Below are 15,193 nucleotides of genomic sequence, written 5' to 3' on the forward strand. Positions count from 1 at the left end.
TTTGGGGTGCAGCAAAATGGCGAAGTTAATTGTTGATATACAAAGCACATCTTTAGACCAAGAGGATATCGAGATTTTAAATCACCCTCTTATTGCAGGCGTGATTTTATTTACCCGTAATTTTGTGGATATTCCACAATTACAAGACTTAATTAAAAATATTCGACAAAAAGTAAAACACCCTCTTTTGATCACGGTTGATCAAGAAGGAGGACGAGTACAGCGTTTTCGTCAAGGTTTTACCCAATTACCAGCTATGCAGGCGTTTGCTCAATTACTGCCTATTGATGAACAACAGTATTGGGCAAAAGAGAGTGCGTGGGTAATGGCGATGGAAATGATGGCAATGGATATTGATCTCAGTTTTGCACCTGTGTTGGATCTTGGGCATCAATGTAAAGCGATTGGCGACCGTAGCTTTCATCAACATTGGCAGCAAGCATTATCATTAGCTGAAGCCTTTTGTGATGGTATGTTACAAGCAGGTATGGCAACCACAGGCAAACATTTTCCAGGACACGGTGCGGTGATTGCCGACTCGCATTTAGAAACCCCAACAGATGAGCGTGCATTTGAGCAGATATATCAACAAGACCTCCAACCTTTCCAACAGTTAATTCATCGTAATAAATTAAAAGCGATTATGCCTGCACATGTAATCTATTCTACAGTTGATCCAGCGCCAGCCAGTGGGTCGGCTTATTGGTTAAAACAAGTATTGCGTAATCAATTAGGTTTTAATGGCATTGTTTTCTCTGATGATTTAGGAATGAAAGGGGCAGGGGCAATGGGTAGTTACCTTGAGCGTAGCCAGCAAGCTTTAGCCGCGGGGTGTGATATTTTATTGCTCTGTAATGAACGAGCTGGTGTGATTGAAGTATTGGATCAACTAAAGTATCAACTTAGTGAACGTGAGAAAACGGCTTATCTGCAATTAGCGAAAAATAAAAAATTTACCTTATCGGAATTACAAGCCACATCTCGTTGGGTAAATGCTCATCGTTATTTAGGAGATTTACAACAACGCTGGTTAGATGTAAAAGAAAAGGCGAGTGTATAATGGAATGTCCTCATTTTGAGCAGAAAACTTGCCAATCTTGTCGTTGGTTAGCACAGGATTATTCACAACAAATTACCCAGAAACAGCTTCATTTACAACAACAGCTTGCAGAATTTATTCGAGAGGATACCCTTTGTTTACCACCACAGTTATCTTCGCAAACAGCGATGCGTAATCGTGCGAAAATGGTGGTCAGTGGTGTCGTAGAGAAGCCCATTTTGGGTATTTTAGACAATCCGCAAGATATAGAGAGTGCAGTGGATCTTACGGATTGTCCATTGTATCCAGCCGAGTTTCAAGCCATTTTTCAACAACTAAAAGATTTTGTTGGACGAGCAGGATTAGTGCCTTATAACATTGCAAAACGTAAGGGGGAGTTGAAATATATTTTGTTAACACAGAGCCAAGCGAGTAAAAAATTTATGTTGCGTTTTGTGTTACGAAGTGAACAAAAGATAGCGTTAATCCAACGTGAATTACCAGCGTTATTACACAAATTACCACAATTAAGTGTAGTAACTGCCAATATTCAACCGCAACACGCAGCAATTTTAGAAGGGGAAAAAGAGATTTATTTCACTGCAGAACAGATGTTAGCGGAGCAGTTTAATCAAATTACCTTATTTATTCGTCCACAAGGCTTTTTTCAAACTAACCCACAGGTGGCGGAAGCGTTATATCGTACGGCACAACAATGGACAGCACATTTACCAGTTCAGCATATTTGGGATCTGTTTTGTGGGGTAGGTGGTTTTGGATTGCATTGTGCAGTAGCACGCCAAGAAGTTGAGCCGAATATCTCACTAGTTGGTATTGAAATTTCTGCATCTGCTATTCAAGCAGCAACATTAGCAGCAGAAAAACTGGGACTACGCAATATTCAATTTCAAGATCTTGATGCAGGGAAATTTCAAGCTAGCCAAGGTCAGAAACCTGATTTAGTGATTGTGAATCCACCAAGACGAGGAATTGGGGAAAAATTAGTCGAATATTTAAATCAGTTACAACCACGATTTTTACTCTATTCAAGCTGTAATGTAGAAAGTATGCAACGTGATTTACGTCATTTACCGACTTATCAATTAAGAAAGTTACAGTTATTTGATATGTTTCCACATACTTCACATTATGAAGTATTGGGATTATTAGAACTTGCATAAGTGATGCCAAAGGAGGCAAGTATGAAAAAGATCGAAGCAATTATTAAACCATTTAAATTAGATGATGTGCGTGAAGCCCTCTCAGAAATCGGGATCACAGGAATGACCGTGAGTGAAGTAAAAGGTTTTGGTCGTCAAAAAGGACATACTGAGCTTTACCGTGGTGCAGAATATATGGTGGATTTTCTACCAAAAGTGAAATTAGAAATTGTCATTACTGATGAACAAGTTGAACAATGTATCGAAGCGATTATGGAAACCGCGCAATCAGGTAAAATCGGTGATGGCAAAATTTTTGTCTATGATGTAGAACGTGTGATCCGTATTCGTACTGGTGAAGAAAACGAGGACGCAATTTAGTGGGCGTTATTTATATTGTGATTGCCTTAGTGGCAGGGGTAGGGTTAGCCTCACAAGCGGCGATCAATAGTCAGTTAAGTAAAGTGGTTGCAGGACAACCACTTATTGCTGCCTTAATTTCCTTTGCTACTGGAACATTAGCCTTGTTTATTGTCTGTCTAGTAAAAACAAATCTGTGGGAAGGACTACAAAATCTTGCTGGACAACCATTTTGGAAATTTATTGGTGGGCCTCTGGGAGCTTTAGTTGTCTTTACGACCATTTTTTTAGCCCCTAAAGTCGGCATTACCAATATGTTATTTTTTATTATTATCGGTCAATTAGTGGCGGCAATGTTGATCGATCATTTCGGTTTAATTTATATGCCAGTGAGAGAAATGACCTTATGGAAAATCGGCGGTTTACTTGTTGTCGTATTAGGGTTATTGCTCTTTTTCTTTGGTGATAAATGGTTTGGTTTAAAAGGATAAAGATAATGACACAACTTAAAGTAGGTTTAGTTTCAATTTCGGATCGTGCTTCACAGGGGATCTATCAAGATAAAGGTTTACCATCTCTACAAGAGTGGTTAAGCCAAGCACTTATTGATCCATTTACAGTGGAAACTCGTTTGATTCCAGATGAACAACCATTGATTGAACAAACATTAAAAGAATTGGTTGATGATTGTGGCTGTCATTTAGTATTAACTACGGGCGGTACAGGACCAGCAAAACGAGATGTTACCCCTGATGCGACATTGGCAATAGCCGATCGTGAAATGCCAGGATTTGGTGAACAAATGCGACAAATTAGTTTGCAATTTGTACCAACAGCAATTTTATCTCGCCAAATGGGTGTTATTCGTAAAGAGAGTTTGATCCTGAATTTACCAGGACAACCAAAAGCAATTAAAGAAACCTTAGAAGGGTTAAAAGATGAAAACGGTAAGGTGATTGTGAAAGGCATTTTTGCCGCTGTTCCTTACTGTTTAGAATTATTAAGTGGCATTTATATTGATACTCATAAAACGGTGGTGGATAGTTTTCGACCGAAGAAGAAGTAATGTAAAAAAGCAGTTTAAACTATATTGTTTAAACTGCTTTTAGATAAGAAATTTAATTATTTTGCTAATAAATCAAATGCTTCCTGATACTTCGCAACAGTCTGCTCGATAATCTCTTGTGGGACGCTTGGTGCAGGCGGTTGTTTATTCCAACCGCTATTTTCTAGCCAGTTACGAATAAATTGTTTATCAAACGATGGTGGATTAGTTCCTTCTTGATAAGTATCGACTGACCAAAAACGGCTAGAGTCTGGAGTCAATACTTCGTCCATCAAGGTTAAGGTACCATTTTCATCTAAGCCAAATTCAAATTTTGTATCACAAATAATAATACCTTTTGTTAGGGCATACTCGGCAGCCGTTGTATAAAGTTCAATCGCTTTCGCTTTGACTTGTGCAGCTAATTCTTTACCAATTAATTTTTCGCATTCTACATAACTGATATTAATATCGTGATTGCCGATTTCTTCTTTGCTTGATGGGGTAAAAATTGGTTCAGGTAATTTGCTGGCATCAACTAATCCTTTTGGTAATTCAATACCACATACCGCACCTGTTTGTTGATAATCTTTTAAACCGCTACCTGTTAAATAACCACGCACAATCGACTCGATTTTAATAGGGGTAAGACGTTTACAAACCACCGCACGTTTTTCAATCGCTTTTGCTTCTGCTTCGGGTAAGACATCATATACGGTATCACCAGTAAAATGATTTGGCATAATATGAGCTAATTTTTTGAACCAGAAGTTTGAAATTTGAGTGAGAATTTCGCCTTTACGTGGAATTGGATCATCAAGAATAACATCAAAAGCCGATAAACGATCAGAGGCGACCATTAACATTCTTTTGTCATCAATTTCATAGAGATCACGAACTTTTCCAGAATAAATTTTTTTTAGGCTAATTGTTTGCATAACGGAATACCTGTATTAAAATAAAACCGTTACAAATTATACTATGGTTATTATTCTATTTCATCGTTATTGCTACTATTATGAAAAAATTTTCTTATCTATTTGGGGCTTTGTAAGTCTAAGATCATATTGAAAATATTTTCTATATGAAATTTTTGATGATTGATTACGGCAAATATATTATTTTGTGAAATACCTCATTTTGTGTAATACTTTATAAGTGTTATTTTTGTTTTTGTTAAAATTTTTAAAGGAGAAAGAGAAATGAAACAGTTCAGAGTGAACCAAATAGCTATTATGCTAGCCATCATGTGGGGGGGGGTAAATAATAACTCATTTGCAGCGATGATCATTGGCAGTGATTCTCCTACCACCCAACCATCAACATCTATTACCAGCACGGGGAACTCTATTATTAAACGTGATAATATACAATTTAAAGTTTCTGCACATGGTTCTATTAGTATAAATGCAGGAAATAATATTAATATCTCAGGAAATACCTTAATTACAGGTGGACCATTTAAAGCTAAGTCAAGAAAACAGATTAAATTTTTGGGGAATTTGAAAGTTGAGGCAAATAATCCTCCTGGTGAAATGACAATAGGGGAAGGAATTTATGTACAAAATAGTTTTTTTGGTTATCAGTCTAAATGGCTTATTAGATCGAGTCTAACGGATATTACAAACCAATCTTTTACTGTGGGTGAAAATTGGTATGGAACCACTCAAAATATCAGCTCATTAGAAGATATAGGAACGACTGCTGATGAACAGAATATCACTATTACGTTACCACAACAGAAATGGGATAACGGAAGTGTCAATGCAGATGGTTCTGTTGGCTCGTTAACAGGAATGACAATGACAATTGGTGGTGCGGCTTATGGTTATACACGTATAGCGCTTCCTAATGATATTTTATTAGGCGATATTTTGGATAAAAATGGCGTTACCCAGTTTTCTCCTGCTGTTATTACTGTAGAACAAGGTTCTTTTGTTTCTCCTGACAATCCATCACGTAATAATTTTGCTTTTTACGGCAAGTCTACTTTACAGAATAGTAATAAAATCGTGTATTTACAATTAGTACCTGGTACAAATACAGCAAGTAATCCAACAGCTAAATATGCTTGGGGTTGGATTTATGATCAGAATCAACCTGATAAAGGGGCATATCAAGATGATACAGGAGCAATACTTTATACATCTTTACTAACTCAAGAAATGGCAATGAATAGTATTTCTCGTCGTCATGATAGAGTAGGACAGTCATTCCAGAAAGATGGCAACAGTTGGGTCAGATTACTCGGATCACATGAAAATTTAAAATCAACACAATTTGATAGTAAGTTATATACATATGGTTTTCAAGTTGGGTATGATTTAAGAAAACATTTAACTGAGACAAAAGAAAATCGTACTGGAATAATGGGAAGTTATCAGCGTGGGATTGCGAATTTCTATGATAATTTCTATGTAGAGTTAAAAGAGGGAGCATTACTTCCTCGGTATAAAAAAGTAGCAACTGATACTATTGATTTCTTTTCGTTAGGCGCATATCACACAAATGATTATATTTGGGGTTACACTGATTATATTGGACAGCTCTTTGTAGCTAAACATTCTATACAGAGTATTGAAAAAAATAATCATCGTCTTTATGGTGCGGGAGTAGCATTAAGTGGTGAAATTGGTTATAACCTATATCAAACAAAAAAATGGTTACTCCAAGCTCAAGGACAAGCTATTTATCAATTTAATTATACACACTTGCAGCATAACGAAAATAATATCTCTTTTCAAAGAGAAAACTCTCTTCGATTGAGACTTGGTGGACGTCTAGAATATAGTGGTGATAACAAAAAATTATGGCTTACAGCAGATATGTTACGAGATATAAAACATGGGAAAGAGGTAACGTTTGGGCAGGATAAGTTAAATTTAAAAACGCCTCACACTTGGGGAGATATTGGGCTTGGATTGGACTGGATAACAGATAAAAATTTTATTTTATATAGTGCAATTCATACTGAATTTTCATTTAAAAATAGACCATCTAAAACCAGTTTGAAAGGTAATATCGGTATAAAATGGAAGTTCTAAAGATATAATGCTGATAAAAAGTAATGATACCTCATATCATACTGATATGAGGTATTTTTTAACTATTCTATTCCAATAATCTTATGGGTTTGCAAACTTAATTGCCATTTAGGCTTGGCGGAAAGTGCATTTAATTGCCCTATTTTTTGCAGAGTATCAAGCAAATTCATCTCACCATTCCGCTCGCAAGGCGACAGATAATAATGTTCTGCTTGGATTTTTCCAGCTATCATTTGGCAGAAAGTAATAATATCTGGTTCATCATTTACGATTCGTACTTCATCAGCAAAAGTAATACAGCGTTGCAGATACTTTTCTTGGTATAAACGTTTAGGACTGGTAGCAATATAATCAATTTGCGGTGGAACTTCTTTTAAACCATTGGTTTCTATTGCTAGAAAATACCCTTGTTGTTTGAAATAGGTTAACAGCTTGCGTAAGTTAGGCTGAATAGTAGGTTCACCACCCGTAATAATCAGATTTTTACTGCTGAACCGAGCGACCTTTTCGGCAATTTGTTGCAAGGTTAATTGTTGAAAGGTGTGATAGTCGGTATCACACCAAGGACAAGCTAAATTGCATTTACCAAAGCGGAGAAAAACAGCAGGCATACCAGTATTAAATCCCTCACCTTGTAAACTTTCAAAAATTTCAACGATTGGATAACAGATTTGCATTACGGTTCTCTATATTCGGCAAAAGATGTTGGTGTTTCCCATAGACGGATTGCATCAATGGTTACTGGCAACGTAGTTTGTAAACGATGAAAAATAAAATGCGCCAAGTTTTCGGCAGTTGTACGATAAGGTAAAGCAAATGTTTTAGAGTTTAATTCTGTGAGGAGTTGTGCAATTTTACACTCTCGTTCACTGGTTTGATCATAAATAAAAGCGTGATCCATTGGTTGTAAAATCAACTGGTTTACAGCTTGTTTGAGATCACTAAAATCTAAAACCATTCCTTTTTTCGCCCCATCAACGTGTGTTTCACCAATAACAATGACTTGTAATTTATAAGTATGACCATGTAAGTTTTGGCATTTTCCATCATGCCCATCAAGCAGATGTGCCATATCAAAACTAAATTCTTTCGCAACTTTAAACATTGGTTTGTCCTTTGCTAGCAAGGTATTCTTGTAATCCTTTTTCACGCAAAAGACAGCTTGGGCAGTGATGACAACCTCCTTCCACACCCTCATAACAGGTATGAGTATGTTGCATCACATAATCAAGTTTACCGAGTTGATCTGCTAATGCCCAAGTTTCTTTTTTGGTGAGCCACATCAATGGTGTAATCAGATTAAAGTGGTAATCCATCGCTAAATTGAGGGTAACGTTCATTGACTTAATGAAAATATCTCGACAATCAGGATAACCGCTAAAATCGGTTTCACATACACCAGTGATAATATCGCTAATCCCTTGGCTTTTAGCATAAATAGCTGCATACAGTAAGAACAAGGCATTACGCCCATCGACAAAGGTATTGGGTAATTCGCCTTGTTTTTGCTCAATAGATTGTGCGCTATCTAGCAGGGCATTGTGGGTAATAGAGGTGATAACGGAAGTATCAATAATGGTTTGTTTTACACCTAAATCATTGGCAATCCATTGTGCTTTTTCTAGTTCAATATGATGACGTTGTCCATATTTAAACGTAATAACATCAACGTTGCCTTTGCCATAAGTGTGTAAAGCTTGTAATAAACAAGTTGTAGAATCTTGACCGCCAGAAAAAATGACGACCGCTTTTTTGTTTTGCATAATATGTTCCTAGTTTTTTAACGTGGGAGGTTTGCGAACCACGACAATCAAGAGGCGTCATTCTAACGAATTGAGTGAGAAACTCAACCGCTTTGCTCAATTTTCAACATTGAGATCTTGGATTAGAATTTTAGAGCGGCGTTGATAATTATATTTTTCCCGTTTTTCTGTGGGTAAATCTTCTACGTTAGCAATCTTAAATCCTCGTTCTTGGAACCAATGTACCGTGCGAGTGGTTAAGACAAATAATTTTTCAATCCCAAGGGCAAGCGCACGTTTTTTAATGTGGGTTAATAAAATATCCCCACGAGAAGAGCTGCGATAATCTGGGTGTACAGCAACACAAGCCATTTCTGCCATTTTTTCCTCAAAATAAGGGTTTAATGCCGCACACGCAATCATTACACCATCACGATCGATCACCGTATAGTGATCAATTTCCATTTCGAGTTGTTCCCGAGAACGTTTTACCAGAATACCTTGCTGTTCTAATGGTTGAATTAAGGCAAGTAAATTTGGAATATCTTTAATGGTTGCAATGCGCACAATTTCAGAACTTTCTAATGATACTTGCGTACCGATCCCATCACGTGAGAAAAGCTCTTGCAATAAAGCACCATCTTCCAAATAACTTAGTAAGTGTGCCCGTTTTACACCATTACGGCAGGCGTCTAATGCGGTATAAAGGAAGCGCGCTTCTGAACTATGATAAGCATTTTGTGCGATAAATTGTTGCAAATGATGTTCTGCTGCGAGTAAGGTGAGATCTGGCATAACTTGTTGATTTTCATCAAGAATACCTTGCTGCTCACAAAAGCCAATTACCTTTTCAGCTTTTAATTTTATTGCAATTTGCGCAGCTAATTCTTCAAATGCAAGGTTAAAATTCTCGCCAGTTACGGAAACCCCTACAGGTCCAATCACTACAATCGCATTTTGTTCTAGCTGTTGTTTAATCCCCTCGCTGTCAATTTTGCGAACTTTTCCGCTGAGTTGGTAATCCACGCCATCATCAACCCCAATCGGTTGAGCAATGACAAAGTTACCACTGACCACGTTTGGCATACCGTGATGGGTAATATTATTCATGCGTAATGAGAGACGAGCAGTAATATCAAGTTGTAAGCTTCCAACGACTTGCTTCACAATTTTTAAGGTTTCGGCATCAGTAACTCGGATATTTTTATGATAACGTTCTTTGATTTGTGCAAGTTGCAACGCATCATTAATTTGTTTTCTTGCACCAAAAACAATCACTAATTTGATGCCTAAACTGTGTAATAAACTAATGTCATCAATGATATTAATAAAATTTGGGCTGGCGGTGGTATAACCATCTAACATAATGACAAAGGTTTTTCCTCTATGTGCAGTAACATAAGGTGTTGATTGGCGAAACCATTGGACGAGTTCAGTGCTGCGGATCATAAAACTTCCTATTTTTTGAATAATTATGTAATAAAAGTGATTTTATATGCAATAAAGAAGGCTTTGCAAGGTAATTATCTCGCTTTTAGTAAAAAATACTCATGAAACACTTTGCGCTTTAGATTTAGATATTTAGAATAACGCTACTAAAAATGATTATGAAGAAAAAATATGTTCTCTAGACAACCATTTACTCATTTTCCAACCGTACAAGAAATGTATCCATTCGGGCAGGAGCGACGAGTTTTAAAACAGCTTCGCTATGTCTTACGTTATTTTGCGCGACGGATCATAACGTATAAGCAAGGTAATGATTTTATTCAATTTTTAAATCAACATTCCCTTTGGTTACCCTTATTTCAAGATCATAAGCATCGCTTTCATACTATTTTGTATCACTATTGTGATAAGCGATTTTCTGCTGCTCAGCGAGTGCTACAGTTGAAAAATACCTTTCTTGCCATAGAAACGTTATTGGGAGAAGAGAAGTGTGAACAACTGGTTGAATTAGGTACATTGAAATTAGCGGATCTAGGCAATGGTTTAGCTTTACATTTAAATGTGAATCAAATTGATCCTTTTGAAGGCTTGTTTTCACTGAATATCCAAGATGGGACGGAACAACGCTATTATGATGCGTCATTTGCCATTATTGATAAAAATCGATTATTAATTGCCAGTATTCAAGGACCAAGTGGCGAAAATGCTGCAGAAATTGTCAAAAAACTGACAAAACAGCTCCATGGTATGCGCCCGATGTTTATGTTAGTGGAATGTTTTAAATGGTTGGCACAACATTGGCAATTACAGTTGATTGGTATTCCGCATAAAGCCCAAACCAAAATTCGTTTACATGGCAGTAAGAAAATTTATATGAATTATGATGAATTTTGGCAAGAAAATGGCGGTAGTTATCAGCAAAATTATTGGTTTTTACCTTTATTGGTTGAGCGTCGTCCTTTAGAAGAGATTCAGAGCAAAAAACGTTCAATGTATCGCAAACGTTACGAATTATTTGATCAAGTTATGTTAGGTATTCAGCAACATAGCTAATTACTTCAAGCTCATAGCGTTCAAAATTGAAAAAAAATGTGATGTAAAACAAAAATCAGATCCTCATTCTTTCTTATAATTAATATCTGTATTACTTGAAAGAATGAGAAGAAATTTATGTCGGATTCTATTTATACATCACTAAAAAATTTAACCAAGCACCCTATTGCAGAAGTGCGGAAAAGTAAGGTTGGACTATTTCTATTTTCACTTTTCTTTGGCTGGGCAATGATGAATTGGCTCAGCGATCCAACCTTTAATCAAACACAAAATTATGTGCTATTTTTAATCTTCTTTGCTATTTCTTTATGGGTAACAGAAGCCATTCCACCATTTTCTGTTGGTATTTTAATTATCGGCTTCTTAGTTTTAATTATGGGGCGGAGTGATGCTGAAAATGCCATGCAATATCTACAAACATGGTCAGACAGTGTCATTTGGCTCTTTTTGGGTGGTTTTTTCCTTGCAGAAGCGATGAAAAAGACACGATTAGATATTCTATTATTAAAGCGAATGTTGCCAAAATTTGGGAAAAATCCACAAAATATTTTACTTGGCTTAATGGCATTAACCGCAGTGATGTCAATGCTAATGAGTAATACAGCTACTACGGCGATGATGATTGCGACAGTGAGCCCGTTATTTGTTACCTTAGATAAAAAAGCCAATATCTCTCGTGCGTTATTGTTAGGAATTCCCGCGGCAGCATCAATAGGAGGCATGGCGACGATTATTGGATCGGCGCCCAATGCGATTGCTGTTGGTGCGTTAGAGAATATCGGTTATCACATTTCGTTTTTAGAATGGATGTTGATGGGAACGCCTATTGCGATTGTTTTAATTTTTATTTTTTGGCGAGTGTTGATTAAACGTTATCGGATTAGTGCAAGTGAACAATTAGAGTTTGATTTCTTGCAACATACTAGCGAAGAAAGCGAACCAAATGAAGTCAAAGAACATCGCACCCAAAAAGCGATTGTATTAGTGATTTTGGCAGTTACTTTATTTTTCTGGCTAACCGCAAAATTATTTGCTATTCCGATTGCCGCTGCTTCAGGTATTCCGATTGTTGGCTTAACGATGTTAGGTGTGATTGATTCTGATGATGTGCGTAAATTACCGTGGGATACATTAATGTTAGTTGCAGGTGGGTTAGCCTTAGGCTTAGCGATTGAAGAACAACAAATCGCCAGCCATTTTGTTAATCAGCTCAGTAATATTCACATTAGTTTTATAACATTATTGATTTTATTTGCTTTTATTACGGTTGTGTTATCAAACTTTATGAGTAACACTGCGGCGACGACTATTTTAATTCCAGTTGGTTTATCTCTCTTGAAAGTATTCTCTGCAGATGTGTCGCCAGCTGTATTGCCTTTAGTGATTGGATTAAGTGCTTCTTGTGCGTTATTTTTACCTGTGTCAACACCACCAAATGCGATTGCCTTTAGTACGGGATTAATCCGTCAGTCAGAGTTCCGTTTAGGCGGTATTGTAATTGGTTTATTAGGACCAGCGTTAAGCATTATGTGGGTAACTGTTGTGATGTTGTTTTTTTAATCAATAAATCTTCTGTAGCCTCCAAAAGATGTGATCCTTTTGGGGGCTTTTTGGCATTCTAGTGGTAAGAAAAATCAGATTTTACGAGTAAAAGAATCATGGAGAAATTAACGTGTGAGTATATGACTCACACATTAAATAACTACTTTTTTACGTTCAACTTTTAGTGAATCTTCAATTTCTTTAATCCAATCCAGTTCAAATTGCGTAAATCCAGCTTGCAGGCGAGCATCAGTATTAATTACACCTTTAAAAATGACAATCCGATATTGGCGCAGGAGTTCAGTAAAGCTAGCTAATGGATCGAGTTGACGTTTTTCGGAAAGAGTGTGATACCAATGATTACCAATCGCAACGTGTCCAATTTCATCATTTAAAATGATATTTAAAATTTCGACCGCACGAAAATCTTTTCGTTGAGCCATTTTTTCTTGTAATGGTGGCGTTGCATCTAACCCTCTTGCCTCTAACACACGCGGTACTAATGCCATACGTTGCCAAATATCGTGGGCGGTTGCTTGAGCCATTTCCCATAAACCAGAATGGGCTTCAAAATCGCCATATTGGTAGCCAAGACTTTGCAAGTGTTGATTAACTAAACCAAAGTGATAGGTTTCTTCATGGGCAACACGCAGCCAGTCTTTAACAAAAGCCATTCCTTGTCCGAGTTCTTGTTGGGCAGCTAAACCAAAACGCCACGCCGCATCTAAGCCTAAATTAATGGCATTAAATTCAATATGTGCAATCGCGTGAAATGTTGCGGCATAGCCTTCTGGTGTAGAAAAGGCACGTTTTGGGACGGCTTGAGGGGCAACTAATTGTGGCTTATCAGGTATGCCAACAATTTCATCTTGCGGTGTAACGATCGGATAATTTTGCTCTGCTAATAAAAAATCCCAATGCCAATCCGTTGCCATAAGCTGATTAACCAATTCACATTTTTGGCTTGGATTTTTTTCTGCTAATGCAGTGGTAACAGCTTGCCAAAACTGGGTTGCTTCCGTATTCATCATGAATGATTATTCCTTAATTTTCCGTAAGTGAGGGGGGGGGTTAGTGAAGTGAATTTTCCGTTCTAAATAAGCGATCATCTGTACAGCAATATCTAATTTACTTGTTTTTTCAATTAATTCTAAGCCAGGACTTGCATTAACCTCTAAAATCATTGGGCCTTGTTTCGTGCGAATGATATCGACACCAGCGACATCTAATCCAATGACTTTAGTCGCAGTAACGGCTAATTCTATTTCTTGTGAGCTGAGTTTCACTGGGACTGCACTCCCACCTCGATGGAAGTTAGCTCGAAACTCACCTACTTTCCCTTGGCGTTCCATTGCACTGACTACGCGATCACCAATTACAAAACAGCGTAAATCATGCCCTTTTGCTTCAGTAATGAATTGTTGGGCTAATACAGGAATATTTGCGTGTTTGAGTGTTTCCATTACGCTTACAGTGCTATTGTTTTCTGTCATTAACATCACACCAATACCTTGTGAACCAGATAGCGTTTTTAAAATAGCTGGTGCACCAATATGCGTAGCAATGGCTTCCGCATTGACTTCATTTCCTCCTAAAGCAGTCGTGGGTACAGGTAATGAATGTTGATGCAGTACTTGCAGACTTTGCCATTTATCACGTGCTAAGGCAAACGCCTCAGCAGAATTAAGTACAGGAATATGGCGTGCAGCAAAATAACACAATACTCTACAGCCCATTTCAGTGCTTGCTGTACCAAAACGTGGAATAACACCGTCATATTCAGGCAGTAAATGATAATCAAATTGGTTGATCGCTTGATAATAAAGTTTTTGTTCACCATTAGCTGCTAAATGCAGAATACAACGATTAGGATCGAGAATATCGATTTGATGACCACTTTCTTCCGCTGCTTCTTGTAAGCGGATACAACTGTATAGGCGTGGTTCACGACATAACATTAATAATTTCATGTTATTTTTTTACAAATCCTTGTTTTTGCAGATAAGCGAGTACCGCAGGACGTACAGGTTTATCTAATGATTTAATCACATTTTTTGACCAGTTATTATCAATATTACTGCGAGCAAGATAATAATCAGCAGTAACTTGATCAAATTCTGCGAGTTTGGCTTTATCTAATGGTTGGTAATGATTTTCAAAGAACATCAGATCTTGCGGTAAACCGTGGTTTAATCGGTGGATCTTGATTTGGGTAGCCTAAACACATTCCGACGATAGGTAATGTATGTTTTGGTAATTGGAGAAGTTCACCTACTTTTTCCATTTGATTACGTAATGAACCGATATAAACTCCACCTAAACCAAGTAATTCCGCAGTTGCTAATACATTTTGGGCCATGATACCTGTATCGACTGCACCGATTAACAAGATTTCAGCCCAATCTAGTTGTGCAGTAGGACAAATTTCGGCATGTTTAGCAAAATCAACACAGAATACCCAAAATTCTGGTGCAGAATAGACATATTCTTGGTTTGAGCAATACTCCATAATTTGTTGACGCATTGCGGGATCAGTAACACGAATAATAGAAACACATTGCAAATGGTTAGATGAGGATGCCATGCGTGCGGATTGGAGTAATTGTTGTCGAATCTCCTCATCAATAACTTTATCTAAAAATTTCCGAATAGAACGATGAGAATGGAGAATATTGACTGCTTGTTGTGACATATTAAACCTCTCTAAAATTTTTTTGTGAACATAAATTTTGCGAATCGATATATTATACCAATCGTTA

15 protein-coding genes, 1 pseudogene and 1 riboswitch are annotated in these 15,193 nt (G+C 37.2%); of the genes and pseudogenes, 8 read left to right on the forward strand and 8 right to left on the reverse strand.

Annotated elements, in window-relative coordinates; translation table 11 throughout:
* Nucleotides 1–16: 16 nt before the first annotated feature.
* The 5 genes from nagZ to mog are packed head-to-tail and all read left to right on the forward strand — an operon-like array spanning nucleotide 17 to nucleotide 3,625.
* Complete coding sequence (nagZ, locus tag ACFFHK_RS08370; protein WP_382371418.1) at nucleotides 17–1,060, forward strand: beta-N-acetylhexosaminidase; 1,044 nt, start codon at nucleotides 17–19, stop codon at nucleotides 1,058–1,060.
* On the forward strand, nucleotides 1,060–2,220 hold the full coding sequence (gene rlmC, locus ACFFHK_RS08375) for a 23S rRNA (uracil(747)-C(5))-methyltransferase RlmC (RefSeq protein ID WP_382371420.1): 1,161 nt from the start codon (nucleotides 1,060–1,062) through the stop codon (nucleotides 2,218–2,220). Before nagZ ends, rlmC begins: the two co-directional genes overlap by 1 nt.
* A 21-nt stretch (nucleotides 2,221–2,241) precedes the next feature.
* Nucleotides 2,242–2,580 (forward strand): nitrogen regulatory protein P-II, encoded by a 339-nt coding sequence (glnB, locus tag ACFFHK_RS08380; protein WP_382371422.1) that lies wholly within the window; start codon nucleotides 2,242–2,244, stop codon nucleotides 2,578–2,580.
* The gene (locus ACFFHK_RS08385) at nucleotides 2,580–3,050 is read left to right on the forward strand and encodes a DMT family transporter (protein WP_382371424.1); all 471 of its coding nucleotides are present in this window, start codon (nucleotides 2,580–2,582) and stop codon (nucleotides 3,048–3,050) included. The genes glnB and ACFFHK_RS08385 overlap by 1 nt, the downstream gene beginning before the upstream one ends.
* A 2-nt stretch (nucleotides 3,051–3,052) precedes the next feature.
* Complete coding sequence (gene mog / locus ACFFHK_RS08390; protein WP_382371700.1) at nucleotides 3,053–3,625, forward strand: molybdopterin adenylyltransferase; 573 nt, start codon at nucleotides 3,053–3,055, stop codon at nucleotides 3,623–3,625.
* 56 nt (nucleotides 3,626–3,681) lie between these two features.
* Here mog and ACFFHK_RS08395 read toward each other — a convergent pair whose 3' ends face one another.
* On the reverse strand, nucleotides 3,682–4,542 hold the full coding sequence (locus ACFFHK_RS08395; protein WP_382371426.1) for a phosphoribosylaminoimidazolesuccinocarboxamide synthase: 861 nt from the start codon (nucleotides 4,540–4,542) through the stop codon (nucleotides 3,682–3,684).
* Between the two features lie 264 nt (nucleotides 4,543–4,806).
* Here ACFFHK_RS08395 and ACFFHK_RS08400 point away from each other — a divergent pair, with 264 nt between their 5' ends.
* Nucleotides 4,807–6,648, forward strand: a complete 1,842-nt coding sequence (locus ACFFHK_RS08400) for an autotransporter domain-containing protein (RefSeq protein WP_382371428.1) — start codon at nucleotides 4,807–4,809, stop codon at nucleotides 6,646–6,648.
* A gap of 62 nt (nucleotides 6,649–6,710) precedes the next feature.
* On the opposite strand, the gene ACFFHK_RS08405 is transcribed toward ACFFHK_RS08400, so the two are convergent.
* The 4 genes from ACFFHK_RS08405 to argA form a co-directional block, all read right to left on the reverse strand.
* Nucleotides 6,711–7,325, reverse strand: coding sequence for a 7-carboxy-7-deazaguanine synthase QueE (locus ACFFHK_RS08405; RefSeq protein ID WP_382371430.1), 615 nt, complete (start codon nucleotides 7,323–7,325; stop codon nucleotides 6,711–6,713).
* Entirely contained in the window at nucleotides 7,325–7,753 is a 429-nt protein-coding gene (gene queD, locus ACFFHK_RS08410) for a 6-carboxytetrahydropterin synthase QueD (RefSeq protein ID WP_382371432.1), read from the reverse strand. Before queD ends, ACFFHK_RS08405 begins: the two co-directional genes overlap by 1 nt.
* Complete coding sequence (queC, locus tag ACFFHK_RS08415) at nucleotides 7,746–8,411, reverse strand: 7-cyano-7-deazaguanine synthase QueC (protein WP_382371434.1); 666 nt, start codon at nucleotides 8,409–8,411, stop codon at nucleotides 7,746–7,748. The genes queD and queC overlap by 8 nt, the downstream gene beginning before the upstream one ends.
* A gap of 3 nt (nucleotides 8,412–8,414) precedes the next feature.
* Nucleotides 8,415–8,459: riboswitch (PreQ1 riboswitch) on the reverse strand.
* Nucleotides 8,460–8,507: 48 nt separating this feature from the next.
* Entirely contained in the window at nucleotides 8,508–9,836 is a 1,329-nt protein-coding gene (gene argA / locus ACFFHK_RS08420) for an amino-acid N-acetyltransferase (protein WP_382371702.1), read from the reverse strand.
* A 174-nt stretch (nucleotides 9,837–10,010) separates the two neighbouring features.
* On the opposite strand from argA, the gene ACFFHK_RS08425 reads away from it, so the two are divergent.
* Together ACFFHK_RS08425 and ACFFHK_RS08430 are read left to right on the forward strand one after the other, a co-directional pair.
* On the forward strand, nucleotides 10,011–10,892 hold the full coding sequence (locus ACFFHK_RS08425; RefSeq protein WP_382371436.1) for a VirK/YbjX family protein: 882 nt from the start codon (nucleotides 10,011–10,013) through the stop codon (nucleotides 10,890–10,892).
* A 117-nt stretch (nucleotides 10,893–11,009) separates the two neighbouring features.
* Entirely contained in the window at nucleotides 11,010–12,452 is a 1,443-nt protein-coding gene (locus ACFFHK_RS08430) for an SLC13 family permease (RefSeq protein ID WP_382371438.1), read from the forward strand.
* Between the two features lie 134 nt (nucleotides 12,453–12,586).
* Here the strand turns inward: ACFFHK_RS08430 and ACFFHK_RS08435 are convergent, their stop codons facing one another.
* The 3 genes and pseudogenes from ACFFHK_RS08435 to nfsA form a co-directional block, all read right to left on the reverse strand.
* On the reverse strand, nucleotides 12,587–13,462 hold the full coding sequence (locus ACFFHK_RS08435; protein ID WP_382371704.1) for a ferritin-like domain-containing protein: 876 nt from the start codon (nucleotides 13,460–13,462) through the stop codon (nucleotides 12,587–12,589).
* A gap of 9 nt (nucleotides 13,463–13,471) precedes the next feature.
* Nucleotides 13,472–14,404, reverse strand: a complete 933-nt coding sequence (locus ACFFHK_RS08440; protein ID WP_382371440.1) for an ATP-grasp domain-containing protein — start codon at nucleotides 14,402–14,404, stop codon at nucleotides 13,472–13,474.
* A 1-nt stretch (nucleotide 14,405) separates the two neighbouring features.
* Nucleotides 14,406–15,126, reverse strand: a pseudogene (gene nfsA / locus ACFFHK_RS08445) (oxygen-insensitive NADPH nitroreductase).
* Nucleotides 15,127–15,193 lie beyond the last annotated feature (67 nt).

Origin of the sequence: Gallibacterium trehalosifermentans (genome assembly GCF_042433055.1) — a bacterium.
In the GTDB taxonomy this organism is placed as follows: Bacteria; Pseudomonadota; Gammaproteobacteria; order Enterobacterales; family Pasteurellaceae; genus Gallibacterium; species Gallibacterium trehalosifermentans.